Genomic DNA, 26,830 nt, shown 5'->3' with positions numbered 1-26,830 from the left:
CCACGTCCGCACTTCTCACACTGGGAGCACACGACATGGCGCGCCGCAGTTCGACACCGGCACCTGCCCCCGGCGGGCCCAGGTCCCGCTCGCGCTCGCGTACGCCGGTACCCGTGCGCACCCGCCGCACGTTCGGGGACGTGCTCAAGGCGTTCTGCGCGTTCGTCGCGCTGGCCGTGCTGGTGGCCGGGGTGCCGTTGGCGCTGGCGTACTTCATCGGCTGGCCACTGCCGCACCGGATGCCGTCGTTGGACATGCTGCGCGACGAGGTGGGCGTCGGCGTCTTCATCAACGTACTGACGGTCGTCGTCTGGCTCGCCTGGGCGCAGTTCACCGCCTGTGTGCTGGTCGAGGCGAAGGCCGCGCTGTCCGGTGTGGGCCTGCCCGCGCGGGTGCCGGGCGCGGGCCCCAGCCAGCTGCTGGCCCGGCAACTGGTCACCGCGATCCTGCTGCTGGGCTCCAGCACCGCGAGCTTCGCGCCGGGCCTGGCCGACCTCGGCCACTCCGTGCAGCCGCACCACCCGTCGCAGACCGTGGCGAGCGCCCAGCTCCTCCCCGGCCAGCAGCGGGCGGGGGAGCCGGCCCCCCAGGTGGACGGTTCCGGTGCGCACGTCATGGGCGGGGGCGGCTCGGACACGGTGGTACTGGCCGGGGGCGGCAGCGAGCGGGCCGGTACGGCGAACCAGGCGTCCGCGCCCGGCGACACCTCCCAGGCCAGGAAGACGAAGTTCTACCGCATCCAGCCCCCGGTGGGCCGCCACCACGACTCCCTGTGGGAGATCGCCGAACGGCACCTGGACGACGGCCGCCGCTACAAGGAGATCTACCGTCTCAACAAGGACCGGGTGCAGCCGGACGGCTCCCGGCTGTCCGAGGCGAGCCTCATCCGGCCCGGCTGGATCATGGAAATGCCCGCCGACGCACACGGCGGCGAACTGGTCGAGATGCCGGACGACGCGGAGGAACTGGGCGCCAAGGAGCGTGCCCAGTACGAGCGTTACCAGGACAACGGAGCAGGCCGCGGCGCCGATGACCACGGTGGCGGTTACGACGACGGACGGGGGCAGCAACAGCCGTCGCAGCAGGACCAGGACAAGGACCAGGACCAGGACCAGGACCGTGACCGGGAGCAGGGCGGGGACCGGGAGCAGGGCGAGGGCGGGGACCGGCCGGCACAGGACGAGCCCGGCACGCCGGACGATGACGCGTCGGACCAGGGCTCGCAGGAGCGGGACTCGTCCGATGAGGGCTCGCAGGACCGGGGTTCCAAGGACTCCGACGGGGACTCCAAGGAGGGGTCCGACGAGCCCGTACTCAAGCCGAGCATCCCGGAGAAGAGCGACCCGGACGACGGGAGCGAGGACCTTTCGCCCACCCAGCCGGACCAGGAGATCCCCGACACACCGGACGACGACACCCGCCCGGGCGACGGGCCCAGCTCCGGCGGCCAGGGCGGCCAGGACGCGGACGGCTCCGACGGCTCGGATGCCGATGTACGGCCGGACACGCGGGAGAAGCTGAAGGTCCCGCCGGGCGAACACACGCCCGACCGGCAGGAGCAGTCCGTCCCCGAGGCCCCGACCGAGCAGCAGCCGACGCGCCCCGACGACCTCGGCGACGCGGAGGACGACGACGGGCTGCCGGGCCCCGGCATCTCCCAGCCCGGCGACATCCGGCCGGGTGCCCAGGACACCCGGCCGGGCGGCACCGCACCGCACAGCCCCTCGACCGACAGCGACGGCGACAACGACAGCGACGGCAACGGCGCAAGCGGCGACCGCAGTGACCGCGGCGACCGTGGTGACGACAGCCGCCGGGACGCGGCGAGCGACCGCAAGGGCGACGACACCCCCGCCGACCTCGACCACGCCGAGCTCCCGAAAGGCGACCGCACCCACCAGCTGGACCGCTCGGCGGACGCGGACGACGGTGGCGCGCTCGGCCCGGTCGGGCTGCCCGAAGCGCTGCTCGGCGCACCTCTGTTGGCGGCCGGGGTGCTGGCCGCGCTGGGCCGGCGGCGGCGCACGGCGCTGTGGCAGGCGGTCACCGTCGGCAACCGGCGCGCACCCGGCGACGACTTCACGCCCCCGTCGGACCCGGCCGCGCAGGCTCACGACGCGCTTCTGGTCGGCGCCGACCCCGCCGCCGTACGCTTCCTCGACCGTGCGCTGCGCGGGCTGGCCGAGGACCTCGCCGAGACGGGCCGCCCGCTGCCCGTCGTCTATGCGGCCTGGCTGACCGGTCAGGATCTGCATCTGCAACTCGCCCAGGAGTCCGGACAGCCGCCCGCGCCCTGGCGGTTCGGGCAGAGCCCCAGCTTCTGGACCATCCAGCGCGCTCACACCCGCTTCGATGTGGACACCAGCGGCCCTGCGCCCTACCCGGCGCTGGTCAGCCTCGGTCTGCGCGGTGAGGCGCGGCTGCTGCTCAACCTGGAGTCGGTGCCCGGGCTGGTCTCGGTGGCGGGCGGCGAGGAGCGGCGTACCGCCGTCCTCGCCTCCATCGCCGCCGAACTCGCAACCGGCAGCTGGTCCCAGGGCATCGGCCTGACCCTCGTCGGCTTCGGCCGGGAGCTGACCGCGCTCGCCCCCGACCGGGTGCGGTACCTGGCGGATGTGCCGGCGCTGCTGCGGGAGCGGGAGGAGACGCCGGGGCGGCAGGCGGCGGCACCGCAGGTGGTGCTGATCGGCGTAGAGCCCACCAAGGACGAGGCCCGCCGGCTGGCCGCGCTCGCCACCGAGAGCGAGGGGCCGCGGGTCGGCTTCGTCGTCGGCGTACCCGGCGGGCGGCTGCCCAGCGTCGTATGGGAGTTCACCGTCGGCGCGGACGGGACGCTCGCCGCGCCCCGGATGGGTCTGGAGGTACGGGCTCAGCTGCTGCCCGAGGAGCTGCGCGCCGCGGTGGTCGAACTGTTCGCCGACACCGACGACGAGCAGACCGCGGGCGGCCGCGGCCCCGGCTTCCGCGTCGACCTGAGCGAGGGCGGCCGTCCGGCGGTCTATGCGCGCATCATGGGCGGCTACGACGTCACCGGCATCGAGCCGCCCGAGGAGTCGCGCAGCGCGCTCCTGCATGAGGCGCTGGCGCTGCTGCTGCTCAACCGGGACGGTGTGCACCCGCGCGTACTGGCCTCGGCGCTGTGGCCCAAGGGCGTCACCGACGATGTGCGGGACGCGCTCGTCGAACGGCTGCGCGGCTGGCTGGGGATCGAGACCGACGGCACGCCCCGGCTGTCCACCGACCGGGACGGGCGGCTCGTGCTGCGGCCCTCCGTCGTCTCCGACTGGGATGTGCTGCGCACCCTGCACCACGGCTGCACCGGGGAACGCGGCGCCAAGCTGGCGCCGCAGGTGCGGATCCAGAAGCTCACCGAAGCGCTGGACCTCGCGCGCGGTCCGCTGCTGGCCGACCGGGCCGAGGGGCGGTACGGGTGGCTGGCGTACGACGTCGTGGAGGCGCAGCATCCGCTGCTCGTCGCCGAGGTCGGGCTCGCCCTCGCCGCCGAGCAGCTCCGGTTCGGGGAACCGGAGGCCGCGCTGCACGCCGTGCGGGCCGCCCTGCGGAGTGCTTCCGCTGACGAGCGGCTGTGGGACGCGCTGTTGCGGGCCGCGCATGCCACCGGGGAGCGGGCCGCACTGGGCGATGCGGTCCGCTGGGTCGCGGAGCGCGCCGCCCAGCTCCATGGCGCCGACCGAGGGCTCCCCCCGCGGACCCGCGCCCTCCTGGAAGAGCTCGCGCCGGGGGCCTACCCCCGCTGACTCCGGCGGTTTGTGGGTGGAGTTGTCATCCAATCGCGACCTTTTTTCTGGGTCCCGCCGGGGGCCCGCGCCGTCACATCGGGGCACGGAGCCGAACGAGGGTGTGAGGGGACGCGATGCGACGGGGATGGATGGCGGGGGTCGCCACAGCGCTGGCGGCGGGGATGCTGGCCGGATGCACGGGCAGCACCGACAGCACCAGGACGGCCGACCTCGCGAAGGAGGGCGGCGCCCAGGGCGGGCCCGGCGCGCCCGGCTATGCGAAGGGCGGCTCCGCACCGGGGGAGGCCGCTTCCGCAAAGCCCACCGAACCGGAGGATTTCCGGTCGACATTCGCGCTGGACGTCGACACCGCCTCCTACAGCTACGCCCAGCGCACCCTGAGGGACGGTGCCAAGCCGGCCCCGGCCACGGTGCGGACCGAGGAGTTCGTCAACAGCTTCCCGCAGGGCTACCGGCGGCCGAAGGGCGACGGCTTCTCCGTCTCCGCGGACGGCGCCCGCACCGGTGCGGCGGACTGGTCGCTGATGCGGGTCGGGCTCGCGACGAAGAAGAGCGACCCGAAGGCACCACGCCGCCCGGCCGCGCTCACCTTCGTACTCGACGTATCGGGTTCGATGGCCGAGCCGGGGCGGCTGGACCTGGTCAAGGACGCGCTGCGGACGGCGGCGGGCCGGCTGCGTGACAGCGACTCCGTGTCGCTGGTGACCTTCAGCGGCAACGCGGAGACCGTCCTTCCCATGACGCGGCTGGACGACGGCGGCCGGGGCAAACTCCGCTCGGCCGTCGACGAGCTGAAGCCGCAGTCGAGCACCAACCTCGGCGCCGGGGTGAAGGAGGGCTATCAGCAGGCGGCCGAGCACCGGCGCTCCGGCGCCACCAACCGCGTCGTGCTGATGTCCGACGCGCTCGCCAACACGGGCGAGACCGACGCGAAGGCGATCCTGAGCGATGTCGCGCGGCACCGTAAGGAGCAGGGCATCTCCCTCTTCGGCGTCGGCGTGGGCAGCGACTACGGCGACGCGCTGATGGAGCGCCTCACCAACAAGGGCGACGGCCACACCGTCTACATCTCCACCCGCACGGAAGCGCGCGAGGTCTTCGTCAACCAGCTGCCCCGCAACATCCAGCTGCGTGCCCGCGACGCCAAGGCGCAGGTCGTCTTCGACCGGGGCGCGGTACGCGACTTCCGGCTGCTCGGCTACGAGAACCGGAAGGTGGCCGACGACGACTTCCGCGACGACAAGGTGGACGGCGGCGAGGTCGGCCCCGGCCATACGGTCACGGCACTGTACGCGGTCCGGCTGAAGCACGGCGCGACGGGCAAGGCGGCCACCGCGACGGTCCGCTGGCTGGATCCCGACAGCCGGAAGCCGCACGAGAAGTCGCACGAGGTCGCCGCCTCGGCGCTGACCGGCGACAGCCTCTGGCAGGGCGCCGAGGTCTCCCCGTATCTGCGGCTGTCGGCGGTCGCCGCGTACTTCGCCGACGCGCTGCGCGCCGGGGACGGCAGTGCCTCGCCAGGTCCCGAGCCCAGGCCGGCCGAGTCGGTGGCCGAGCCGCTGCCCGCGGCGCCCTCGCTCGACAAGCTGCGCGCCGAGGCGGACCGGCTCGCGGAGGAGCCGGGGCTGCGTTCGGCGGCCGGGCTGGCGAAGAACATCAGCCGGGCGCAGGGCAGGCACTGAGCCCGGGCGGACAAAAGGGGCCATGGCCCGCGCCCTCGGGGGAAGAGGCGCGGACCATGGCGGTCTGCGGTGAAGCCCTGGGCGTCGTCAGCCGACCTGGAGCTTCTGGCCCGGCAGGATGAGGTCGGCGTCGTCGCCGATGGTGGACTTGTTGTCCGCGTAGATCTGCTGCCAGGTGGTGCCGTGCGACTCGGCGATCTTGCCGAGGGTGTCGCCCGGCTTGACGGTGTAGTTGCCGTGGCCCTTCTTGGGGGCCTGCTGCTGCGGCTGGGCGGGCTTCGGCTGGGCCTTCGGCTGGGCCGGCTTCTGCGGAGCGGCCTGCTTGGGCGCCGACTCCTGCTGCGGCTGGGCCTGGTTGCTGCCGCCGTCCGGGTTCACATCGGCCGCGGGGCCGCCGGAGGTCAGGCCGCCCGCGCCGGCGCAGGCCCAGGCGCCCGGGCCCTGCATCTTCAGCAGCTTCTCGGCGGTGGCGATCTGCTGGTCCTTGGTGGCCAGGTCGGCGCGCGGCGCGTACTTGGTGCCGCCCGCCGCGGCCCAGCTGGAGTTGTTGAACTGGAGGCCGCCGTAGTAGCCGTTACCGGTGTTGGCCTGCCAGTTGCCCGAGGACTCGCACTGGGCGACCTTCTCCCAGGTGTCCACCGAGGCGGCCTGCGCGCCCGTGGCGGAGACCAGCGGAAGGGCGACTGCCGCGCCTGCGACACCGGTGACGGTGGCGATGCGGGTGGCCTTGCTGGGACGACGGTGACGGCCCTTGCCGGAGAACAGCATGGTCTTTCTTTCCTTCGGTCGCGGCTGTCCGCCTGCGAGTTCGAGGCGAACGTGTCGAGCGGGAGCGACCGTAAGCACAGCTGTCCGAATGCTCCAATTAGGGGGCGGTAAAGATCGTTGCGGCGGCTTGACACCCAACAGCGGCATCCGTGCTGGTGATGCGGTTGCGCGGAGATCGGTCCGGCCGGGTGTGACATAGCCGTTGGATGACAAGCGTCACAGGATATGGGCGTTTTGCCATGGGTTGGCCGGGGGTGGGGCCGGCCGGTCGGCCCCACCCCCGGGTCGGTCAGGACCAGATCGCGTCGACCCACTCCGGGTGGTCGACGAACGGGTTGCGGTTGTGCTGGAACTTGTCGTATATGACGTCGTTCCGGTTCTTCTCGAAGGCGCTCGGCGGGTCCTGCTCGTTCCACTTCTTCAGTACGGAGAGCCGGCCGTGTGCGGGCGCCGAGCCGTTCTCCACCTTGTCGTTGGGCTCCAGGTCGGGGAAGGAGTCGTCGCCCTCGTACCGAACCGCCATGTACAGGATCATGCGGGCCACATCGCCCTTGACCTCGTCGCGCGGCTCGAAGGAGTCACCGTCGGTGTAGTTGCCCGGCGCCTCCCCGACCTCCTCGCCGCCCGCATCGAAGTCCTTGCTGCCGCGGGTGCTGTTGACGGAGACATCGGTGGGACGCAGGTGGTGGATGTCGGTGCCGGGCCCGGTTTCGGTGCCGAAGTCGCCGTGCGACTTGGCCCACACGTGCTCCCGGTTCCACTGGTCCTCGCCGCCGCCGTTGTCGTCCGCGCTCTGTGAACGGCCGGTGTAGAGGAGGATGACGTTGGAGGCGTTGTCCGGATCCTTGTCGGTGGCCTTGAGCGCGTCCCACACCTGGTCGTAGGAGAGCGCGTCGGATTCCTTGATGATGCCGTGCAGGGCCGATTTCAGCTCGGGGCCCGTCTTGCCCTCGGCGTCCTTGTAGTAGTCGGCGGGAGCGTCGTTCGCGCGGGTGGGGGAGTCGGGAGTGAGGGGCGTCGCGGTGGCCTGCGGGGACAGCGCCAGCAGCGCCGCGGTGCCGAGTGCGACGGCCAGAGGAGCGTGAAAGGCACGCATGGGGGGTCCTCTCGATGGCACGGGCCGCGCCCGGTGTCAACTCCCCCGGATGCGCCCCGTGTTGGCATGGGACGGGGGGAGCCTGCCCCAGATTTTCGAACACACGCAAGAGGGTCGAACGCAATGATCGGCCCGACCGCCGGTCCCTCCGGCGGGCTCGCGCGGGTGCGGGGCCGTGGGGCCGGGGTTAATCTGGGGGCGCGGTGTCCCCCTGGGACCCGTACGGCGGTGGGGCCCGCCGGACCCGAACCGCGGCAACGGTGCCGCCAACGGTCCCTGCTTGCGGCAGCGCGCGCCCATGGGCGCCCGGCGAGTAGGAGACAGTGTGGAGAAGGTTTCACGGCGCCCTGTGCCGCCATTGCGAGGACCGCTGCGGACCCCGCGCCCGCCCGTGCTGCGCGGCCAGGGCCCCGTCATCGCGGTCGTCGCCCTCGGCGGTGTGCTCGGGGCCTGCGCCCGCTACGGCGCCGCGCTGCTGTGGCCCACCCCGCACGGCGCCTTCCCGTGGACCACCCTGGGCGTGAACGTGTCCGGGTGCGCCGTCATCGGGGTGTTCATGGTGCTGATCAGCGATGTCTGGGCAGCGCACCGCCTCGTACGGCCGTTCTTCGGGACCGGCGTACTGGGCGGCTTCACCACCTTCTCGACGTACGCCGTGGACGCCCAGCAACTGCTGGAGGCGCACCGGCCCGGCACCGCGCTGGGCTATCTCGGGCTGACGCTGCTCGGCGCGGTCGCGGCGGTCTGGCTCACGGCGACGGTGACCCGGCGCCTGACCTCAGGGAGGCGGCCATGACGGACACGGCACACGGACCGGCGGGGCCGCGCGGTGACGGGCCGCGCGGCGACGGGCCGCGGGGTGACGCGCTGCGGCTTACGGTGCTGCTCGGCGAGAACGATCAATTCCAGCACCGCCCCGCATACGCCGAGATCGTGCACCGGGCGCACGCCGCCGGGCTCGCGGGAGCCAGCGTCTTCCGAGGTGTCGAGGGCTTCGGCGCCTCGTCGCTGGTGCACACCACCCGGCTGCTGTCGCTGAGCGAGGACCTGCCGGTGGCCGTCGTCATCGTGGACGAGGCCGCCCGCGTCCGGGCCTTCCTCCCCGAGCTGGAGGAGCCGGCCCGTGGGCGACTGGTGCTGCTGGACGAGGTGGAGATCGTCCGCTTCCCGGCCCGCGACGCCCCGGCCGCGGACGGCCCGCTCGGCGGTGAGGCGGGCGCGTGAACTGGCTGTATGTGATCGCCGGAGCCGCCGTCGGGGCACCGCTGCGCTATCTGACCGACCGGACCGTCCAGGCCCGGCACGACATGCTCTTCCCCTGGGGCACGTTCCTGGTGAACATCACCGCCTGCCTGCTGCTGGGCCTGCTCACCGGCGCGGCGCCGGCGGGCGCCCCCGGCCTCTCCTCGCCGCACGTCCAACTGCTCCTGAGCACCGGGCTGTGCGGGGCGCTGAGTACGTACTCGACGTTCTCGTACGAGACGCTGCGGCTCGCCGAGCAGGGCGCGGCCGGGTACGCGCTGCTCAACGTGGCCGCGAGCCTCGCGGTCGGGCTGGGTGCGGCCTACGCGGGAGTGACGGCGGCCGGGGCGGTCTGGGGGTGAGCGGCGCTCCGGCGGATCCGGTCACCAGCCGGGGGGCTTCGCGGTGCCCATCGCCCGGGTGACGGCGATCTCGATGACGACCCGTTCCGGGTTGGGCCGGGGCGGCTTGTAGCGCCGGGTGTACCGCTCCTCGGCGTCGGCCACCGATTCCGGGTCGTCCCGAACCACGGCGGTGCCCTCCAGCGTGCACCAGCGCCGCCCCTCCGCCTGGCTCACCGCGACGCGCACTCCGCCGGGCCCGGCGGCCAGCACGTTGCGCACCTTCTTGCTGGAGCGGCTGCTGATGACCCGCGCGGTCCGCGTCAGCGGATCGTAGGTCACCCCGACCGGAACCAGATGCGGGGTGCCGTCGGGACGCGGCGTGGTCAGGAAGCAGGTACGGCGCTCCTCCCAGAAACCGGGCTGCTCGGGGGAGGTCTGTGTGCTCATGGACGGCACGTTACCGGCCGTCATCCCGTGCCCAGCGGTGCGGTGGTCGGCCCAACTGGCGGACCACCTGCCGCTGGAGACGTACTTGCCAAGTTGGAAAGTAGATGCCTAGCCTGAAAGGGCGTGAGTGGCCGACTGCGACGGGAGGCATGTCATGGAAGCAGCGGAGGCACAGGCCGCGCTCGACCGGCGGGAGTCGGTGCAGCGGACCGGACGGCGGGCGCACGCCGGTTGGTATACGCGGTATCTGTTCGGCTTTCTCGGCTACACCGTGCTGCTGCTCGGCGCCGCGGCGGCGGCCCGTACCGAACCCGCGGTGGCCATCACGCTCACCACGGCAGGCGCGTTGCTCGGTATGGCGGCGATGGGCTACGCGGGTACGCGTCCCGTCGTCACCCGCGACTTCCGCCGCTTCCACCTAGCCTTCAGCGCCGGGTGGACCGGGCTGTACGTGGCTGCCGTCGTCGTCGGCACCGTCTGGAGCGGGGGTGCGCCGTTGCCGTGGTGGCTCGCCTCGCTGGCCGTACTCGCGGTGTGGAACCTGGGCGCGGCGCTGCTGGTGCGCCGAGCGGGCGCGCGGTGAGCACCGCACGGCATCCGCGGCACCGGCTTGAGCCGCTGCTCCAGTCCCCGGTGCGGTTCTCCGTCATGGCGGCGCTGGCCTCGGCCGAGCGGCTGGAGTTCCGGTTCGTCCGGGACGCGGTCGAGATCAACGACTCGGCGCTCTCCAAGCAGTCCGCCGCGCTGGAGGAGGCGGGGCTGGTCGAGGTCGAGAAGGGGTACCTCGGCAAGCGGCCCCGCACTTGGTTGAAGGCCACCGCGAAAGGCAGGGAGGTCTTCCAGGAGCACTGTGCGGGTTTGCAGGCGATCGCGCGAGGGCTGGATGTGGGTCCGCCGATGGACAGCCCCGGTTAGGCCGTGCCTCTGTCCGTTGTATGCGGGCTGTGGGTGAGCTTGTCATGCTCGCTAAGTTCCGCGCCCCTTCGGGGCGCACCCCAGCAGAAGGCGGGGAGCGATGCTTCGCCCATCGCTCCCCGCTTTCATGTTTTCCTTTGCGAATATCCCCCGTAAATGCTCGGTCAATTACCCGCCACGGCGTACGCGCAATTACGCGCTGCGGCGCACGTGGTGAACTTCGTGGAGCGGCGCGGATCGATTGCCGCGGTTCCGCCTGCCATAACCCGCCTTTGCTTCGCAGCGGCAGAGCAGGTCCATCCGCGAGAGAATGTCGTGCGCCACCGGAACCATGCGCCTACCCGCTTCCGTCAGACTCATGCCCCCCGATGTGCGCCGGAACAGCGGCTTCTGAGTGTGGACTTCCAGTTGTCGGATCTGGTCGCTGATACTGGCGGCCGAGTAACCCAATTCGGTTGCGGTCCTGGTCACGCTGCCGGTTCGGGCGCACGTCACGAACGCGCGAAGCATCCGATCGTTCACTGAGTCTCCCCGTTGTGGCAAATCATGCAAACTCGGTGTCCAGCGGACAGAAGGGCACTGCCTGCGGTGGTGCCCGGGCCGTGGAAGATCGTCCCGCGGTATCCGCCTGGTCGGACAACTCACTATTCCCCGTAAGTCCCGCATGGCACAAGGCGGCTGACGGACAGCCGGGCAGATCGGGCCCCAACTGGCGGTCAGCCGGACCCGGTTCCCGTATTCGGTCTCTCCGAACGCCCCTTGCCGCGTCTCGCGCCGAGCGGCCAGCATTGCTCGCGGTCACCGTCGACCAGACCGACCTGACGCATAGCGCAGAACGTATCGACGTAAATGCGCGGGACGTGGGGAGGCAGCGTCACATGTTGAGTACTCAAGAACGCAGCGAACACCCGGATCACGAGGCCGCCGAAGCCGATGCCTCGCTCGCCCTCGCGGTCAGAGAACTCACGGTCCGTTACGGCGATTTCACGGCAGTGAACACTGTGGAGTTCACCGTGCGGCGCGGCGAGATCTACGGCCTGCTGGGCCGCAACGGCGCGGGCAAGACGAGCACCATCGCGGCGGTCACCGGACTGCTGCGGCCCGCCGGCGGCAGCGTCTCCGTACTCGGCAGGCGGGTGGAGCCGGATCGGCGGAGCGGCGGCCGGCTGGGCAGCGCACTCTCCCTCCAGCCGCAGAAGACCAGTCTCTTCCCCCGTCTCCAGGTGGACGAGACGCTGCACATGTGGGCGTCGCTGTACCCCGAGCCGCGCCCGGTGCCGGAGCTCATCGAGGAGCTCGGCCTCGCCGACAAGGCCCGCACCAGGGCCGGCAAGCTCTCCGGCGGCCAGCAGCAACGGCTGCTGCTCGCCGCCGCGTTGGTCGGCAACACCCCGCTCGTCGTCCTCGACGAGCCCACCACCGGGCTCGACCCGCACGCCCGCCGCGACGCCTGGCGGGTCATCAACCGGGCCCGCGCGGGCGGCACCACCTTTCTGCTGAGCACCCACGCCATGGAGGAGGCGGAGGAGATGTGCGACCGGCTGGCCGTCCTCCACGAGGGCCGGCTGCGCACCTCCGGCACCCCCGCGCAGATCGTGCGGAGCCTCACCCACGGCAGCACCGTCACCGTCAGGTCGGACCGCGATGACCTGATCGGCGCCGCCCGCGCGGAGTTCGGCACGGACGCGGTACAGCCGCAGCCCGGTGCCACCGCCCGTCCTGAGGCCGGCGGAATCCCGCGGTTCAGCGTGGCGACCGAGCGGCCCGAGCGGGCCGTCGCCTGGTTCGAGGAACGGGCGCCCGGAGCGGACGTACGGATCCACCGCCCGACGCTGGAGGACGCCTTCCTGGCCGCCACCGGTACCGGACCCGCCGGCCCCGACGAGGGGAGCGAGCAGTGAGCGCGCTCGACACCAGCCCGACCGGCACCCGCACCGCGCCACGCGCCCCCGTCCCCGACGACTCCCCGGGACCCGGCACCGCGGCCCCTCCGCCAGGGCAGTTCAAGGCGCTGGCCAAGGGCATGACCAAGGAACTGGTCCGCGACCCGATGGCGCTGTTCTTCAGCGTCGTCTTCCCGGTGCTGCTGGCCGGGCTCTTCGTCGCCATCATGCAGCTCACCTGGGCCGGTGGCCCGTACAAGATCGCGGTGGTGGGCAGCGGCACCCAGGCGACCGAGCTGCGGGACGCGCTGGGCGACGGTTCCAAGGTCACCGCCGTCGGCTCGCCGCGCGGCGCGCCCGAGGGCACAGAAGCGGTGGTGGCACCGTCCGCCGACGGCGACACCCTGCGGGTGGTCACCGACCCCGAAAGCCCCTCGGTCGTCTCCGCGTTGCGCGACGCGCTGCCGCAGACCGGCTGGGACGGGAGGGAGGTCGACGCGATCGGCACCGACGGCAGTCCGCCGTTCGAACCGATGCCGTTCGTGGTGCCGGGCGTTCTCGTCTTCGCGCTGATGTCGCTCGCCCTGAGCGCCACCGCCGGCACGCTGGTGTCGCTGCGCGCCAACGGCACCCTGCGGCTGCTGCGCACCACACCGGCCCGGCCGCAGGCCATCCTCGTCTCGCTGCTGCCGGCGCGTGGCGCGCTCGGTCTGGCGCTGCTCGCGGTCGCGGGGGCCGTCGCCACGGCGCTGGGGCTGCTGACGCCGCTGTCCGGGCTGACGATGCTGCTGACGACAGTGCTCGGCATGTGGCTGCTGATGGCCGTGGGGTTCCTGCTCGGCGGCACGCTGCGCTCGCCCGAGCTGACGAACGCGATCTCCGGACTGCTCACCCCGCTGCTGCTGATGGGCTCCGGCGTGCTGTTCCCGCTGGAGCTGATGCCCGACGGACTCGCGGACGTCCTGTCGTGGAACCCCGTCGCCCTGCTCGGCGACGCGCTGCGGCACGACGTCTCCGGCGGTGTCACCCGGCACCAGCAGTGGCTCGACTGGCTGCTCATCGCCGGCACCGCCGCACTGCTGACCATCGCGGCAGTCCGCGCCTTCCGCTGGGACACGGAGAAGAAGAACTGATGACCGTGACCACCACGCCGCACAGCGCCGAGGGCGCCGCGACCATGCCGTACGGCGCCGACGACACCGCGACCACGCCGCACCCCGTCGAGGACGCCGTCACCGCGACGCCGCCCGCGTCGCTGCGCCGGATGGGCGATCTGGTCTCGCCGTACGGCCTCGTCAGCGGTGCGGCACGACTCCCCGGCAGCCCCGGCGACCCCGACTTCCCCGTCTTCACCGCCTCCCTCGGCAACCCCGGGCAGGTGCTGACCGGGCACGAGGACTGGGACCTGGGGGCCGAGCACGGCAACTTCGACGGGGCCGGCGGCGATCTGTCGCCCGAGCGTGCCGCGCTGCTGGCGGTCGCCGAGTCACTGGAGCGCTACTCGTCCTGCGCCCGGGACACCGACCGCTGGTGCTGGGCGACGGCCGGGGAACTCGGCGACGAGGCCGTGCCGCTGGACGTCTGGCCCAGGCTGTCGGCCGCCGAACTCGCGGCGGGCGGACACGGGCTGGTCGGACCCGACCCGGACGCTCCGATGCGCTGGGTACGCGGCTGGTCGTTCACCCGGCAGCGGCCTGTGTGGGTGCCCGCGGTGCACGTATGGCTGAAGAACCCGCCCGAGGCCCTGGGCGAGCGCATCAGCCACCCCGTGTCCACCGGCTGCGCCGTCCACACCGAGGTGACGTCGGCCGTCGTCAACGGTCTGCTGGAGGTGGTCGAACGCGACGCGATAGCGCTGACCTGGCTGCAGCGGCTACGACTGCCCCGGCTGACCTTCGACGCCGATGAACTGACGCCCCGGCAGCGGCAGTTCGTCGAGCGCGCCGCCAACCCGCATGTCCGCACCCAGTTCTACGACGCCACCACCGACCTCGGCATCCCGGTGATCTACGGTGTCCAGCTCGCGGACTCCGACCCGGAACTGGCCCAGGTCGTCGCCGCCACCTGCGACCCGGACCCGGGCGACGCCATCGCCAAGCTCTACCGCGAGGCCGCCTCGCTGCGGATCGCCCTGCGGCATCACATCACCAACCCGGCGAACAAGGCGCGCGCGGCGGCGGAGCGCGGCGAGCAGCTGGTCGACGTCGTCGGCGGCGCGGTCCAGGCCGGGCCCCTCGCCGCCCGTGACCGTTTCTCCTTCCTCCTGGAGGGCGAGCGGGCGCACCGGCCGCTCTCCGCGCTGCCCCGCCCCGCCGCCACCGACCCGCGCGGCGTCCTCGGCTGGCTGCTGGAGCGGCTGCACGCGCGGGGCTGCGAAGTGCTCGCCGTCGATCTGACCACCGATGAGGCCCGCCAGGTCGGCGCCACCGTCGTCCGGGTGGCGGTGCCCCAGCTGATGCCCCTCTCCTTCGTGCACCGGGCCCGCTACCTCGGCCATCCGCGGCTGTACGAGGCACCGCGTGCGATGGGCCATCCGGTGCTGGACGAGGACGAGATCACCCAGCTCCCGCAGCCGTTCGCCTGACGCACCGGCCACGCGCACGGCGCCACCCGCCAAGCGCGCACCACCCGTGCACATCCACCACACCACCCGGGCAGGAGAAGCGATGCACACCGGAACAACCGGTCCCCGCAGACCGCTGTTTCTCGCGGCGGGCTCCTTCGGGCACGCCGTCACCGAGCGGCTGGCCAAGGTGTACACCGGCGCCGTCGTCATGGGCGTCGACGAGGGCAGCCACCCCAGCTTCTGGCCGGTCAGCGATCTGCTGGTGCTGGTCACCGACCATCCCAGGCCGACGCTCGCCGAGGCGGTCGAGTCCTCCGCGTACGCCTGGGACCTGCCCTGGTTCCCGATCGAACTGGAGCCCACCGAGCTACGCTGCGGACCGGCCGTACGGCCCGGCGCCGGCGCCTGCCACCGCTGTTTCACCCGGCGCCGCGCCCAGCACGACCGCTCGCCCGTCCCCCGCGAGGAGCGCCTCCCCCGTGAGGAGCGCGGGCAGCACCGCCGGAACGCCTCGGAAGAGCCCGGCGCTTGGGCCGCCGGCCGGGCGCGCGTCACCGGCTACGCGCCGCACCACGTCGGCATGGCCGTCGCGCTGGCCCGTGCCGCCGTGCACGATCTCTTCGACTCCGGCGCTCCACGGGACGCCGCGGGCCAGGAGCCCGCACCGGCCTCACGGGTGCGCTCCGTCAATCTCGCCGACGGCAGGACGGCCCGCAGCCATGTGGTCGCCGTCGACCAGTGCCCGCGCTGCCGCCCTGCGCGCGGCGGCGAGGACACCTCGTGGCGGATCTTCCAGGGGCTGACCGGCGCCGCACCGGTGGGGAGCTGAGCACCATGCCCAAGGGGGACGTACTCACCGCCGAACAGACCGGAGCCGCCGCGCTGCGCGACCCGCAGCTGTCCGTACCCGCGCTGCCCCGGCTCCGCCGCGGCGTGGCGGTCCACCCGGTCAGCGAGGGCCTGGTCGTCGAAGGGCTGCCCACGCCGCAGGTGTTCCGCGGCAAGGCCGCCACCGCGCTGCTGCCCCGGCTGCTGCCGCTGCTGGACGGCGGCAGGGACTGCGCGGCACTCGCCGAGGAGCTGGACATGGCGCCCGGCGCCGTCTTCAAGGCCCTCTCGCTGCTGTGGATGTGCGGGGTCATCGAGGACAGCCCGTCGGCTGGGGGAGAGGAGGCCGACGCCGGGGCGGCGCTCGCCGCCGAACTCGCCGACTACCTCTCCCGGATGGGCGACTCCACCGGCGCCAACAGCTGCTGGGAGCAGGGCGCGCTGCGGCTGGCCACCGCGCGGGTCGCTCTCTTCGGCACCGGGCCGACGGCTACGGCGCTGGCCACGGAGCTGGCGCCGTCCGTGCGGGTGAGCCGGGTGACCGGAACGGAGGGCGTACCGCCCGACGGCACCACGCTGGCCGTCGCCGCCGATCTGCCGCCCGGCGAACTTTCGGCCGTCGCCGCCGGCTGCCGGGAACGGGACCTCCCGCTGGTGCGGGTGGCCGTCTTCGCCGGACGCGCACGCCTGGGCCCGTTCGCCCATCCCCGCTACACGCCGTGCCTGGACTGCCTGTTGGCGGAGGAGGCGTGTACGGAGGAGTCCGGTACGGAGGCCGCGGACGGTACGGAGGCCGCGGACGGTACGGAGACCGACGAGGAGGCGGCAGCACTCACCGCGGCACTCGCCGCGCACGACCTGTTCGCATTCCTCTCCCGCTCCGTGCCCTCGCCCTACCCCAACCAGTGGCGCACCGTCGACCTGGAGGACCTCAAACAGCGGCGGTACAGCGGAGCCACCCGCCCCGGCTGCCCCAACTGCTCCGCCGTACCAGCCGCCCCCGAGGAGCCCGGAGATCCCGACGGCCCCGAACCCGCCCCGCTGGCCGCGCGCTACGAGGCGTTCATCGGCTTCCCCCCGCACGAGTACCTGGACCTCAAGGGCCACCAGCAGCACTACAAGCCCTCCAACCTGGCCCTGCAGCGGCAGGAGAAGAGCTGGCCCGTCTGCCCGCGGGTCGCCCTGCCCGCCCCGGACACCGCACGCCTGGCCGGGCAGCCGTACGGGAGCGCGGAAACAGTCCGGGACGTCGCCGTCGACCTGGACACCCTCTCGCTCGTCCTGGCCACCGTCGCGGGCATCCGCGAGGGCGACCCGGACGTCCTGCGCCGGTGGACACCCAGTGGCGGCAACATCGGCTCCGTCCTCGCACATCTGGCCGTACGCGAGGCGGAGGGGCTGGAGCCCGGCCTCTACGGCTACGTACCCGGCGGCCACCGGCTGGCCCTGCTCGCGCCCGGCACCGCCGCGCTCGACGGGGTGCCGGGACGGGGCCCGGCCACGCTGGTGCTGACCGGCAACCTCGGCAAGGTCGCCAAGAAGTACCACTCTTTCGCGCTGCGGGTGACGCTGCTCGACGCGGGCTGCGCCCAGGCCACCCTGCGCCGCGTCTGCCGCACCCTCGGGCTGCCCCGCACGCCGGTGCGGCGCTGGGACGAGCGGGCGGTCACCGGGGCGCTCGGTGTCGACCCGCGCGTCGAACCCGTCACCGCCGTCACCGACCTCGGGAGGCCGCTGTGATCGCCCCTGACGACCTCGCCCTCCAACTCGTCGACTCCTTCGCGTCCGCGCCCGCGAGCCCGCGCACCGAGGCGGCACCCCGGCGCGCGGCCGCGCCCGCACCACTGGGTCCGCCCGTCCGTCTGGGGCGGTCACCCGACCCCGCAGCGCCCCGGCTCGACCTGCTGGACACTCTGGAGGCCCGCCGCGCGCACCGCGTCTGGTCGCCCGAACCGCTGGCCGCGCCGCTGCTGGCCGACATCATCGGCGAGGGCGTCGAGGCGGACGCCGAGGAGTGGCCGGACGAACAGCCGCACACCCCACTGGAGATCACCGTCGTGGCCTTCCGGGTGGCAGGTCTGGCACCCGCCGTGCACCACGTCGACGGGACCGGCCGCAGCGCGCACCCCGTCATGGAACTGCCGCCGCCCGAGCGGCGCCACACCCTCACCCTCCAGGCCGAGTTCGGGGCCGCGCCGGCGATCGTCTCCGTCGCCGTGGATCTGCGTACGGCCGAGGCGCGCGACGGAGGGCACGGCTACCGGACGCTGCTGACCCGGGTCGGCGCGGCCGTCCACTCCATGTGGCTGGCCGGGGTCTCGCACGGGCTGACCGGTTCGGTGTTCGCCGGGTTCATCCCCGCTGCCGTACGGGCACCGCTGCGCTCCGACGGCACCGGCAGGCAGCAGGTGTTCGCCCTCGCGCTGGGCCACCCGGCGGGCCCGCCCGGCGGGGAAACCGCCCACTGATCGTCCGACGGCAAAGTCGTCGGATGTCCCACCGATCCGCACCGAGCGACGAAAGGAAGTGAATCGCAGTGGAAGACGTCATCGACCTGTACGCCGTGGCCGAGGACGAGTTGGCGTTGGAAGAGCTGCCCGAGGGCAACGCCCTGGCGAGCTTCTCCACGGCCACCAGCGCCAGCACCGCCTCCTGCCCGGCGACCAGCGCGTCGAGCGCCTCCAGCGTTTCGAGCTACGGCTGACCGGCTCCCACCAGGAAGTACTCAGGAAGAGGTGACCCATGGAACCCATGGACCACATGGAGCTGGACCTTTACATCGAGGATCAGGACCTCGCGGTCGAGGAACTGCCGGACGGCAACGCACCGGGCGGCTGCTTCGCCTGCGCGGGTTCGGCGTCCACGGCGTCCTGCCCCGGCTCGTCGGCGGCCACCGTCGGCACCGCGTCCTGCATCGGCTGACAGCTAGCTGCTGACAGCCGGCGCCGGCGCAGGGCCCGGCCCTGCGCACCGACTCGCGAGAAGGGAGATGAGAGATGCAGAACAGTGACGACCTCGACCTGTTCGTCGAGACGTTCGACGACGACCTGGTGGTCGAGGAGCTGAGCGAGGGCACCGCGCTGAGCACCTGGGGCAGCGCCACCACGGCGGGCTCGGCGTCCTGCCCGTACAGCTCGGCCTCGTCCTATTCGAGCGCCTCCAGCTACGGCTGACGGGTGGCTCGGCGAGCATCGCTCCGCACCGTCGAGAGGAGGTGACACACATGGACACCAACAGCGCCGACCTCGAACTGTGGGCCGAGGACCTCGAACTGGAAGCACTCCCCGAGGCCGACAGCCCGTTCAGCACCTTCGGCTGTGCCGGCACCGCGGGCTGCGGCAGCTGCCCGGGCCCCGCCTGCGTGAGTTCGGCAGGCTCCTTCTCCTCCAACGGCAACTGACAAACGGAACGCAACTGTTCCGTCAGCGGCCCGGTGAGATGCGAACACCGGACCGCGCCGTGAGGTGAGGCCCCGGTTCCGGAGCGGGCGAAGCGCCCCGGAACCGGGCGCTCGCGGATGCGACCCGCGAGCACCGCTCAGGCTACGACGCGGCCCGCGCGCCCGACCGCCAGCAGGGAGTTGTGCATGGAGACCCTCACCCGACCGAAGCTCCGCGAGGGCCTGGAAGTCATTCGCGGGATGGACGACCATCCGCTGCTGTACGACGAGTCCTCCGGTATCTACCACCGGCTCAGCCGCTCGGCCGCCGGCCTCGTCCAGCGGCTGGACGGTTCCCGGTCGCTGGACGACATCGCGGGGCTGATGGCGGCGCGCGGCACCAAGACACCCGAGGCGGCCCGCGCCGAGCTCGACCGCTTCGTGCAGAACCTCTACGACAGCGGCCTGCTGGACGGCTCGCCCACCCCGCAGCGGGCCCGGAACGCCGGGCGGCGCGGCAAGCGCAACCAGATGATGCCGCGCTTCGTCGTCAGCCGGACGCTGCTGCCCCGGCTGCTGGAACCCCTCGCAGCCGTACTGCGCAAGCTGCCCGGCAGCGCGCTGGCGGGCGTGCACATCGCCGGCGGCGTGCTGGGTACCGTGCTCGCCGTCTGGGCGCTGCTCGCGGGGCCGTCCGCCGATCCGCGCCCCGCGCACTGGACGACGCTGCTCGCACTCGTCCTGTTCCTGTGCCAGATCGTGCTGCACGAGGCGGCGCACGCGATGGTCGCGCAGATCCTGAAGGTGCCCGTACGGGGCTTCGGGTTCGCGTTGCTGTTCTACTTCATGCCGCTCGCCTACGTCGACCGCACCGACGCCTACCGGCTGCGCTCCCGCGCGGGCAGAGTCGTCCTCGCGCTGGCCGGGCCCGTCAACGACGGCTGGGTCGCCGGGATCACCGCGCTGGTCGCCACCACGGCGCACGGCCCCGCGGCGACCGTGGCCGCGACGATGCTGGTCTTCCAGCTCTTCAGCGTCATCACCAACCTCAACCCACTGCTGCCCAGCGACGGTTACGCGGCGCTGGAGGCCGGCATGGGCACCGTCGACGCGCGCGGCCGCGCTTTCGGCCTGCTCAAGCACACACTGCGACGCCGCCCGCTGCCCTCCCACCTGGCCGCCATGACCCCCGCCGCGCGCAGACTGCACCTGGCCTACGGGGCACTGTGCACGCTGTATGTGCTGGCGCTGGCGTATGTGGCGGTGCGCGGTACGGCGTTCTCGTACGGCAGCGTGCAGGGGATGTGGGGCCGGTGACAGCCACCGCGACGCACACCCCGGTACAGCTGGGCGTCCCGGAGTTGACCCGCGTCGCCGGGCTGCCCGCCGTCTGCTGCCCCCGCCCCGGCGCCCGGACCGCCGAACTCCTGGACCGGCAGGCAGAGTTGAGCGGCGCGCTGGAGGAGCTCAGGGGGCGGGTGGAGGACGTCCTGTTCGCCCTCGTACCGCTGCTGGACGACGCGCGTGAACTGCGCCGTGCCGTCCTGGCGGCCCGCCGCGCCGCGCACCGTGCGGCTCCGCCGGGCTGGGACGAGCGGACAGCGGCGCGGATCGAGGAGTACGCCGACGAGGAAGCGCGCGCCGCGCTGCACCGCTGGCAGGAGCTGACCGCCGCCGCGCAGGCGGTGGCCGGTGAGCTGGAGAAGGAGGTCGCACAGGACCGCGCCGCCGCCGAGGACACCCTGACCGCGGCGCTGGAGGACCCGGCCTTCGCGCACTCCCTCGCGCTGGCCACTCCGGACTGGGTGCGCTACGGCAGCGCCCGCAAGCTCCACAAGGCCAGGAAACGGCAGCGCGCCATCCGGACGCTGTACTCGTACACCGTCCGCGCCGCCGCCAAGACCAGCCCCTTCGCCCGGCTTACCACCGTCGGCGTCCCCGGCCGGGCCCACGACGGCCACGCCGTGCACCAGGTGTCCGCCACCGTCGCCTTCACCGCCCTGTACGCCCTCGCCTGCTCGCCGCACACGGCACCGCTGCTCCGCTACCGCCCCTCGCCCACGACGGGGGAGCTGCTGCTCCACCCCGAGTACGTCGCCACCGGCGGCGTCACCTGGCGGATCGACCATGTGGTGGAGGCGGGCCCTGCGGCGGGCTGGGCGCACACACTGGCCGCGGCCTGCGACGAGGGCGACGGCACGCTGTCCCACGAGGCGGCGCTGCGCGCACTCGGCGGCGCGGACCCGTTCCGCCGCTACCTGCGCCTGCTGGACAGCGGCGTCCTGGCCCCCGTCGCCCCATGGCGGCGCGGCGAGGACGCGGTGTCGGTGCTGCTGGCACTGACCGACGGCGTGCGGGACGACGGGCCCGCCGTCGTGGCGCAGTTGCGGGAGCTCGCCGCCGAACGCGACCGGATGGCCGCCCCCTTCGGAGCGGCGGCGGATGCCCCGCGGCAGCGAGCCGGCGCCGTCGCGCGCGTACGTGAGCTGGGGCGGGAGTGGGCGCGGGCAGCGGGCTGGGACCGGTTCGAACCGGCCGAGGTCTGCTACGAGGACGCCGTCACCGAACTGCGGCTGCCGCCCGTGCTGGAGGACGAGGAGACGGCAGCCGACCTGCGGCGCCTCGGCGCGAGTATCCGCCCCCGGCTGTTCCGTTCGCACCTGTACGACGAACTGGTGCGCCGGTTCGTCGCCCTGTACGGGAGGGGCGGCAGCTGCGACGACGTGCTCGGGTTCGCCATGCGCTGCGGCGCCGAGACCGACCGCGACCCGGAGCTGGAGCGGGCCGCGCAACTCGACCTCGCCGCACGTGAGGACCCGGGGGAGCGGGCCTGGCTCCCGGTCGGCCCGAGCAGCGCCCCTCCCTCGGCTGCCGTGCTCTTCCAGCAGATGCGGCCGGTCGGCGGCCCCCGTATGGTCGTCAACCAGTTCAACCCCGGTACGGGTGGCCTGCTCACCCGATTCAAGGGGCTGCTGGGCGACGGTTTCGCGGACGCGCTGCGCACCCACGTACGCCGTTGCTGGCCGTATGCCGCGCACCACCACGAGCTGGTGCTGTGGACCGAGTGCAGCACCGTGCAGGCCCAGTCCGCCGGTCTGCTCCCCCCGCTCACCCTCCCCGGGGAGCTGACGGCGCCCGGCGCACTCGCGCTGAGCGCGACCCGACTGGTGCACGACCCGCACCAGGACACCCTCACGCTGCTGGCGCCCGACGGGCTGCCGCTGGCCGCCGCCTACACCGGGCTGGTGCCCACGCATCTGTTCCCCAAGTTCGCCCGGTTCCTCGCCGTGCTGTCCGACCCATGGATCAACGGCTCACCGCTGTCGGACTACCGCATGCCGTTCCAACTGCCCCGCGACCCCGAACGGGTGCTCGCCCTGGACAGACAGACCCTGGGCGGCGAGGGCCGGGTGGTGACCCGGCGCGCGTCGTGGATCGTTCCGGTCGACCGGCTGCCCTTGCTGGGGTCCGGCAGTGACGCGGAGGCCGTCACAGCAGCGGACGCGTTCCGCCGCGCACACGGCATGCCGTACGAACTGTTCGCCTACCTGCTGCCCGCCGGGCGCGGGATGAGCCCGGACCACGACCGGAAACCGCTGTGGATCCGGCTGGACTCGGCCGTCTCACTCGACGTACTGGCCCACTGGATCACCCCCGGGATCAGCCACGTACGGCTGGTCGAGGCACTGCCGGCACACGACCAGCACCCGCTGCGCGACGCGCACGGCGAGCAGCGCGCCGCCGAACACGCCGTACTGCTGCACTGGTCGGACGGAGAGGGGGACCGGTGACCGCGACCGCGGCCTCCGACGCGGCAACCGACTGGTGGTACGTACGGGCCTACCCCGGTGGACCCGCACGGATGGACTCCGGAGTCCGCGCGGCGCTGCCGTGGCTGGCGGCGCGCGCGGCCGAACTGGAGGCACCAGCCTGGCACTTCCTGCGCTACTGGGACGCGACCGGCCACCATCTGCGGCTGCGCATCCGCTGCACACCCGATCAGGCCGACGCGCTGCACGACTGCGTCCCGCGGCTGCGCGCGCTGATGTCGACCCTGCCCGAGCCGCCGGAAGAGCCTGACGGCGGCAGTCTGCTGCCCGCCGAGCCCACCATGGCCCCTCGGCACCAGCGCACCGGGGTGAGCCCCGCCCCGTACGCGCCCGAACTGGCCAAGTACGGCGGCGCGGTGGGCATCCGCTCGGCGGAGGCGGTTTTCACCGACTGCTGCGCGATGCTCGACGAGACGCGGCTGGTGGCGCTTCCCGCCGCTTACGAACGTGCCGCTGCTGCTGTCGATCTCACCGGCATGCTGGTGGAGCGCTGTCTGGCGCCCGGGGAACGGGACGCCTTCTGGACGGCGCACCGGCGCCGCTGGCTGGCCCGGCTGCGGATGGCCCTGCCCGCGGATGAGATCCGGGACCGGCTGCGGGGGCTGGCGGCCGGCGTACGGGGCGCTCCGTGGCCGCGGGGCCATATGCGGGGTCGGCTGGCGGCGCACGCGGACGTGGTGGCTGCGTCGCTGGACCATTGCGCGGCGTCGCATGTCCCTGTGCCCCGCGTGGAGTTGTTGCTGCACCATGTCCATATGGCCTTCAACCGGTTGGGGTTTCCGCCGGCTGAGGAGGCTGCGCTTGTGCTTGCCGCCCCTGCGCTGACGGAGTTCCGATGAGGGGCTGCCCCTGCCTGTCGGTCGCGGACTGCGGGTCCGCTGTGGTTGCTCGCGCAGTTCCCCGCGCCCCTTGCGGGGCGCGCGCTCCCTGCTGCGCTTGGGCGGTCTGCTCCCCCAGACTCCGTCCGGGAGGTGCCCCCAGGGCGCAGGGTGGGCAAGCGCAGCCCCCATTGCGGGGTACGCAAGTGTCAGGGCTTCACGCGGCGGCCTGGTTCAGTTCGGCGCGGCCGAACAATAGGGCGTAGCCGGGAGGGAGTTGGGCGATGATGCGGGTGGTCAGCTCCTCGCCGACGAGGCGGGCCACCAGGGCGAGGACGGTGCCGGTGTCCCAGCGGGTGGTGGCTGCCGTGCCGCCGGTCCGGGAGGCGAGGTCCTTCACGAACTCCCAGCCGGTGAGCCGTGCCTGCTCGGGGATCTGGGCGGTGAACGTACGGGCGGCCTCCGGCGGGAGGACGGCGGCGAGTTCGACGCGTTCGTCACCGGAGAGACGTCGTCCGAGGGCGGCCAGTACGGCGTGTATGACGGCCTCGGCTCGTTCGCGGGTGGGGTAGGCACCGTCGTACCTCACCCGTTCGACCATCCGGTCGTACGTCATGCCATCCGTGACGGGGTCGGCCAGGGGCTTCGTGTGCGTCAGTGACACGTTTCAGTCTCCGGTTGTGGTTGAGGGACGGGGCTTCGCCGCGCAGGGCGGGCGCGGCGGAGCGGGGAGCCGGGTGGGCTGCACCCCGGCTCCCGGCTCGGCGGCGGCGGGTGTTCCCGCGCTGGTCAGCTGCTGATCTGCTTGCGGTCGGCTCCGTTGCCGACGGTGATCTTGCGAGCCTTGGCGCGTTCGGTGACGGGGATGCGGACGGTCAGCACACCTGCGTCGTAGTCGGCCCTGATGTGCTCGGTGTCCAGGGTGTCGGCCAGCATGACCTGGCGGGAGAAGACCCCCAGCGGCCGCTCGGCGAGCTCCATGTGCACGTCGTCGTTCCCGGCGACAGGGCGGCGCTCGGCCTTGACGGTGAGCATGTTCCGTTCGACATCGATGTCGATGGCGTCCGGCGAGACGCCCGGCAGGTCGAGGGCGATCACATAGTCGTCGCCGTCCCGGTAGGCGTCCATCGGCATCGCGGACGGCCGGGACCAGGTGCCGCCCGTGCCCAGGAACTGCTGGGCGATGCGGTCGAGCTCGCGGAACGGATCGGTGCGCATCAACATTACGAAACACCTCCGATGAGCCTGGGCAGTATCTGCGTCTGCCAATGCGCTGCACCTTGCCTTTCTTGTACCATGTCATCGGAACGATGACAAGCGTGGTTGTCGCCCGATGGACGACATTGCTAGGGGAGGACCCCCGTGCCCACACCTGAAGAACAGCGCGCGCGGCTCGCGGAAGAGCCGGTGCCGACCGCCGCGAGCGACCCGGCTCCCGCCTCTTTTCTCGCCGCCGCGGCGGCGCTGGACCGGATCCAGGAGGCGGTACACGCCGCCCAGGACCCGGCCGGTGACCCTCGGCCTCCGAAGAGCGGCGAACCCGACTGTGACCAGGCGCTGGCCGCGCTGCTGGTGCTGCGCCAGGTGCGCGACCAGCTCGCCGGCTGGGAGACCTCCCTGATCGAGACCGCCCGTACGGCAGGCGCCAGTTGGGCCGAGCTGGCCGGCCCGCTCGGTGTCGCCAGCCGGCAGGCCGCCGAGCGGCGCTATCTGCGCGGCCGGCCCGGCACCCCCGGCACGACAGGTGAGCAGCGGGTGCAGGCCACCCGTGACCGCCGCGCCGCCGATCGCACGGTCGCGGCCTGGGCCCGGCGCAACGCCTCCGACCTGCGCCAACTCGCCGGGCAGATCACCGCGCTGCCCGACCTGCCCGCCGAACCCCGCGCCGTGCTGGCGGGCGCGCTCGCCGACAACGACGCGGCCCGGCTCGTCGGTCCGCTGATAGGAGCTCAGCGGCATCTGACCGGCAGCCACCCGGAGCTCGCGGCGCGCGTCGACACGCTCGCCTCCCACACCGGGCGGCTCCGCCAGGACGCCGGCGACACCCGCCGTACGGGCAGCTGACGGGAGGAACACGCGGGCAGCCGGCGGTGCCGAAGCGGAGCGGGGAGGTTTGGCGGGCGATGTGCCGGTTAGCCGAGTCTCCAAGTGCTTGGGAGAACAGGCGTACCGCGGGAGGCGAGCGGTCAGGTCCCCGGTGAGTGTCTCCGTGTGTGCTCCCTGAGCCGCCCTCTCGCGCAGCGTCATCGCACCAGCGGGACGGGAGGATTCCGAGATGTGTGCAGTCCGCTACCGTCAGCAGCGCATACGCCACAGCCACGACGACGCCCCTGACACCGCCGAGGACTTCGCGCGGCTGGCCGCGCTGCCGGAGGGTCCCGAGCGGGAGGAGCTGAGCAGCCGTCTGGTGGAGGCGTGGCTGCCGATGGCCCGGCGGCTGGCGGCCAAGTACCGCAACCGTGGTGAGTCCCTGGAGGACTTGGAGCAGGTTGCCGCGCTGGGCCTGGTCAAGGCCGTCGACCGCTACGACCCGGCGCTCGGCACCCCGTTTGTGCCGTTCGCCGTGCCGACCATCACCGGCGAGATCCGCCGCCACTTCCGCGACCGTACGTGGGATGTGCACGTACCGCGCCGGGTCCAGGAGTTGCGCAACAGGGTGCGGGCCGCTGTCCGGGAGCTGAACACCGGCATGGAGGACGGCCTTCCGTCCGTGGAGCGGATCGCCGAGCACACCGGTATGTCCCAGGAGGACGTGGTGGCGGGGCTGGAGGCGATCGGCAGTTTCCGCTCGCTGTCGCTGGACGCCTCGGTGGCGGCCGGTGCGGATGACGGTTTCTCGCTGGCCGATACCTTCGGTCAGGAGGAGGCCGAGTACGACACGGTGGTGGCCCGGGAGGCGGTCAAGCCGTGTCTGCGTGAACTGCCCGAACGCCAGCGCCGCGTGCTGTATCTGCGGTTCTTCCGCGATATGTCGCAGTCGCGGATCGGCCAGGAGCTGGGCATCTCGCAGATGCACGTCTCCCGGCTGCTGTCCAGGAGCTGTGAGCGGGTCCGTCGGCAGGTCGAGCACGACCGCCAGGCGGACCGGGGTCGCCGCCGCCCGGCGCGGGGGCCATCCGGAGCGCCCCGCGGCTGACACGCGCCCCGCAGCACGCGTAACCCGCGCCTGACGCCCCGCGCCCGGCCGATGCCCCTGTGGCCCGAGGGCCCGATGATCCACAGCAGACCAATCCGTTCGCATTGGCTCTGTCCCAGCAGTCCAATCAGCGCC

General features: G+C 72.9%; 28 protein-coding genes. 22 read left to right on the top strand and 6 right to left on the bottom strand.

What is annotated here, in order from left to right; genetic code table 11:
- Positions 1-35 precede the first annotated feature (35 nt).
- Together ACQEU8_RS30585 and ACQEU8_RS30580 are read left to right on the top strand one after the other, a co-directional pair.
- Positions 36-3,758, top strand: a complete 3,723-nt coding sequence (locus tag ACQEU8_RS30585; protein WP_433106804.1) for a BTAD domain-containing putative transcriptional regulator — start codon at positions 36-38, stop codon at positions 3,756-3,758.
- 116 nt (positions 3,759-3,874) lie between these two features.
- Positions 3,875-5,443 carry a YfbK domain-containing protein gene (locus ACQEU8_RS30580; RefSeq protein ID WP_433106802.1) on the top strand — a complete coding sequence of 523 codons (1,569 nt, stop codon included), beginning with the start codon at positions 3,875-3,877 and terminating at the stop codon, positions 5,441-5,443.
- A gap of 87 nt (positions 5,444-5,530) precedes the next feature.
- Here the strand turns inward: ACQEU8_RS30580 and ACQEU8_RS30575 are convergent, their stop codons facing one another.
- Complete coding sequence (locus tag ACQEU8_RS30575; RefSeq protein ID WP_433106800.1) at positions 5,531-6,211, bottom strand: transglycosylase family protein; 681 nt, start codon at positions 6,209-6,211, stop codon at positions 5,531-5,533.
- Positions 6,212-6,500: 289 nt separating this feature from the next.
- Positions 6,501-7,307: an endonuclease I family protein gene (locus ACQEU8_RS30570; RefSeq protein WP_433106798.1), complete on the bottom strand. Its 807-nt coding sequence runs from the start codon at positions 7,305-7,307 to the stop codon at positions 6,501-6,503.
- A gap of 298 nt (positions 7,308-7,605) precedes the next feature.
- Here ACQEU8_RS30570 and crcB (ACQEU8_RS30565) point away from each other — a divergent pair, with 298 nt between their 5' ends.
- The 3 genes from crcB (ACQEU8_RS30565) to crcB (ACQEU8_RS30555) are packed head-to-tail and all read left to right on the top strand — an operon-like array spanning position 7,606 to position 8,911.
- Positions 7,606-8,103, top strand: a complete 498-nt coding sequence (gene crcB, locus ACQEU8_RS30565; RefSeq protein ID WP_433108833.1) for a fluoride efflux transporter CrcB — start codon at positions 7,606-7,608, stop codon at positions 8,101-8,103.
- Positions 8,100-8,531: a DUF190 domain-containing protein gene (locus tag ACQEU8_RS30560; protein ID WP_433106796.1), complete on the top strand. Its 432-nt coding sequence runs from the start codon at positions 8,100-8,102 to the stop codon at positions 8,529-8,531. Before crcB (ACQEU8_RS30565) ends, ACQEU8_RS30560 begins: the two co-directional genes overlap by 4 nt.
- Positions 8,528-8,911, top strand: a complete 384-nt coding sequence (crcB, locus tag ACQEU8_RS30555; protein WP_433106794.1) for a fluoride efflux transporter CrcB — start codon at positions 8,528-8,530, stop codon at positions 8,909-8,911. The genes ACQEU8_RS30560 and crcB (ACQEU8_RS30555) overlap by 4 nt, the downstream gene beginning before the upstream one ends.
- Before the next feature lie 21 nt (positions 8,912-8,932).
- Here the strand turns inward: crcB (ACQEU8_RS30555) and ACQEU8_RS30550 are convergent, their stop codons facing one another.
- Positions 8,933-9,340, bottom strand: coding sequence for a pyridoxamine 5'-phosphate oxidase family protein (locus tag ACQEU8_RS30550; RefSeq protein ID WP_433106792.1), 408 nt, complete (start codon positions 9,338-9,340; stop codon positions 8,933-8,935).
- Positions 9,341-9,494: 154 nt separating this feature from the next.
- Here ACQEU8_RS30550 and ACQEU8_RS30545 point away from each other — a divergent pair, with 154 nt between their 5' ends.
- Positions 9,495-9,923 carry a hypothetical protein gene (locus ACQEU8_RS30545; protein WP_433106790.1) on the top strand — a complete coding sequence of 143 codons (429 nt, stop codon included), beginning with the start codon at positions 9,495-9,497 and terminating at the stop codon, positions 9,921-9,923.
- Entirely contained in the window at positions 9,920-10,255 is a 336-nt protein-coding gene (locus ACQEU8_RS30540; protein WP_433106788.1) for a winged helix-turn-helix domain-containing protein, read from the top strand. Before ACQEU8_RS30545 ends, ACQEU8_RS30540 begins: the two co-directional genes overlap by 4 nt.
- A gap of 192 nt (positions 10,256-10,447) precedes the next feature.
- Here ACQEU8_RS30540 and ACQEU8_RS30535 read toward each other — a convergent pair whose 3' ends face one another.
- Positions 10,448-10,777, bottom strand: a complete 330-nt coding sequence (locus ACQEU8_RS30535; RefSeq protein ID WP_433106786.1) for a LysR family transcriptional regulator — start codon at positions 10,775-10,777, stop codon at positions 10,448-10,450.
- Between the two features lie 356 nt (positions 10,778-11,133).
- Between ACQEU8_RS30535 and ACQEU8_RS30530 the strand changes: the two genes are divergently transcribed.
- The 13 genes from ACQEU8_RS30530 (at position 11,134) to ACQEU8_RS30470 (ending at position 23,580) form a co-directional block, all read left to right on the top strand.
- Positions 11,134-12,156, top strand: a complete 1,023-nt coding sequence (locus tag ACQEU8_RS30530; protein ID WP_433106784.1) for an ABC transporter ATP-binding protein — start codon at positions 11,134-11,136, stop codon at positions 12,154-12,156.
- Positions 12,153-13,271, top strand: coding sequence for an ABC transporter permease (locus ACQEU8_RS30525; protein WP_433106782.1), 1,119 nt, complete (start codon positions 12,153-12,155; stop codon positions 13,269-13,271). The genes ACQEU8_RS30530 and ACQEU8_RS30525 overlap by 4 nt, the downstream gene beginning before the upstream one ends.
- Entirely contained in the window at positions 13,271-14,722 is a 1,452-nt protein-coding gene (locus tag ACQEU8_RS30520; RefSeq protein WP_433106780.1) for a YcaO-like family protein, read from the top strand. Before ACQEU8_RS30525 ends, ACQEU8_RS30520 begins: the two co-directional genes overlap by 1 nt.
- Positions 14,723-14,804: 82 nt before the next feature.
- On the top strand, positions 14,805-15,533 hold the full coding sequence (locus tag ACQEU8_RS30515; protein WP_433106778.1) for a hypothetical protein: 729 nt from the start codon (positions 14,805-14,807) through the stop codon (positions 15,531-15,533).
- Positions 15,485-17,272, top strand: coding sequence for a TOMM precursor leader peptide-binding protein (locus ACQEU8_RS30510; RefSeq protein WP_433106776.1), 1,788 nt, complete (start codon positions 15,485-15,487; stop codon positions 17,270-17,272). The genes ACQEU8_RS30515 and ACQEU8_RS30510 overlap by 49 nt, the downstream gene beginning before the upstream one ends.
- Entirely contained in the window at positions 17,269-18,000 is a 732-nt protein-coding gene (locus ACQEU8_RS30505; protein WP_433106774.1) for a nitroreductase family protein, read from the top strand. Before ACQEU8_RS30510 ends, ACQEU8_RS30505 begins: the two co-directional genes overlap by 4 nt.
- A gap of 68 nt (positions 18,001-18,068) precedes the next feature.
- Positions 18,069-18,236, top strand: a complete 168-nt coding sequence (locus ACQEU8_RS30500) for a thiocillin family RiPP (RefSeq protein WP_019358890.1) — start codon at positions 18,069-18,071, stop codon at positions 18,234-18,236.
- Positions 18,237-18,274: 38 nt separating this feature from the next.
- A complete protein-coding gene (locus ACQEU8_RS30495) occupies positions 18,275-18,454 on the top strand; it encodes a thiocillin family RiPP (protein ID WP_433106771.1) in 180 nt (59 codons plus the stop codon).
- Positions 18,455-18,528: 74 nt separating this feature from the next.
- A complete protein-coding gene (locus ACQEU8_RS30490; RefSeq protein WP_433106769.1) occupies positions 18,529-18,705 on the top strand; it encodes a thiocillin family RiPP in 177 nt (58 codons plus the stop codon).
- Between the two features lie 50 nt (positions 18,706-18,755).
- Entirely contained in the window at positions 18,756-18,932 is a 177-nt protein-coding gene (locus ACQEU8_RS30485) for a thiocillin family RiPP (RefSeq protein ID WP_433106767.1), read from the top strand.
- A 186-nt stretch (positions 18,933-19,118) separates the two neighbouring features.
- On the top strand, positions 19,119-20,228 hold the full coding sequence (locus ACQEU8_RS30480) for a PqqD family peptide modification chaperone (protein ID WP_433106765.1): 1,110 nt from the start codon (positions 19,119-19,121) through the stop codon (positions 20,226-20,228).
- Positions 20,225-22,702, top strand: coding sequence for a hypothetical protein (locus ACQEU8_RS30475; protein WP_433106763.1), 2,478 nt, complete (start codon positions 20,225-20,227; stop codon positions 22,700-22,702). Before ACQEU8_RS30480 ends, ACQEU8_RS30475 begins: the two co-directional genes overlap by 4 nt.
- Positions 22,699-23,580, top strand: a complete 882-nt coding sequence (locus tag ACQEU8_RS30470; RefSeq protein WP_433106761.1) for a lantibiotic dehydratase C-terminal domain-containing protein — start codon at positions 22,699-22,701, stop codon at positions 23,578-23,580. The genes ACQEU8_RS30475 and ACQEU8_RS30470 overlap by 4 nt, the downstream gene beginning before the upstream one ends.
- A gap of 196 nt (positions 23,581-23,776) precedes the next feature.
- On the opposite strand, the gene ACQEU8_RS30465 is transcribed toward ACQEU8_RS30470, so the two are convergent.
- The gene (locus ACQEU8_RS30465; RefSeq protein WP_433108831.1) at positions 23,777-24,175 is read right to left on the bottom strand and encodes a DUF2267 domain-containing protein; all 399 of its coding nucleotides are present in this window, start codon (positions 24,173-24,175) and stop codon (positions 23,777-23,779) included.
- 173 nt (positions 24,176-24,348) lie between these two features.
- Positions 24,349-24,783: an Hsp20/alpha crystallin family protein gene (locus ACQEU8_RS30460; RefSeq protein ID WP_433106758.1), complete on the bottom strand. Its 435-nt coding sequence runs from the start codon at positions 24,781-24,783 to the stop codon at positions 24,349-24,351.
- A 183-nt stretch (positions 24,784-24,966) separates the two neighbouring features.
- Here ACQEU8_RS30460 and ACQEU8_RS30455 point away from each other — a divergent pair, with 183 nt between their 5' ends.
- Both ACQEU8_RS30455 and ACQEU8_RS30450 read left to right on the top strand, forming a co-directional pair.
- Positions 24,967-25,623, top strand: coding sequence for a type III effector protein (locus ACQEU8_RS30455; protein WP_433108829.1), 657 nt, complete (start codon positions 24,967-24,969; stop codon positions 25,621-25,623).
- A 211-nt stretch (positions 25,624-25,834) separates the two neighbouring features.
- Entirely contained in the window at positions 25,835-26,695 is an 861-nt protein-coding gene (locus ACQEU8_RS30450; protein WP_433106756.1) for a SigB/SigF/SigG family RNA polymerase sigma factor, read from the top strand.
- The last annotated feature ends 135 nt before the right edge of the window (positions 26,696-26,830 follow it).

This window comes from Streptomyces sp. CA-250714, assembly GCF_050936705.1.
Lineage (GTDB): Bacteria > Actinomycetota > Actinomycetes > Streptomycetales > Streptomycetaceae > Streptomyces.
The sequence above is the reverse complement of the archived record's forward strand: the minus strand, read 5'-3'. Positions and strand labels throughout refer to the sequence as shown.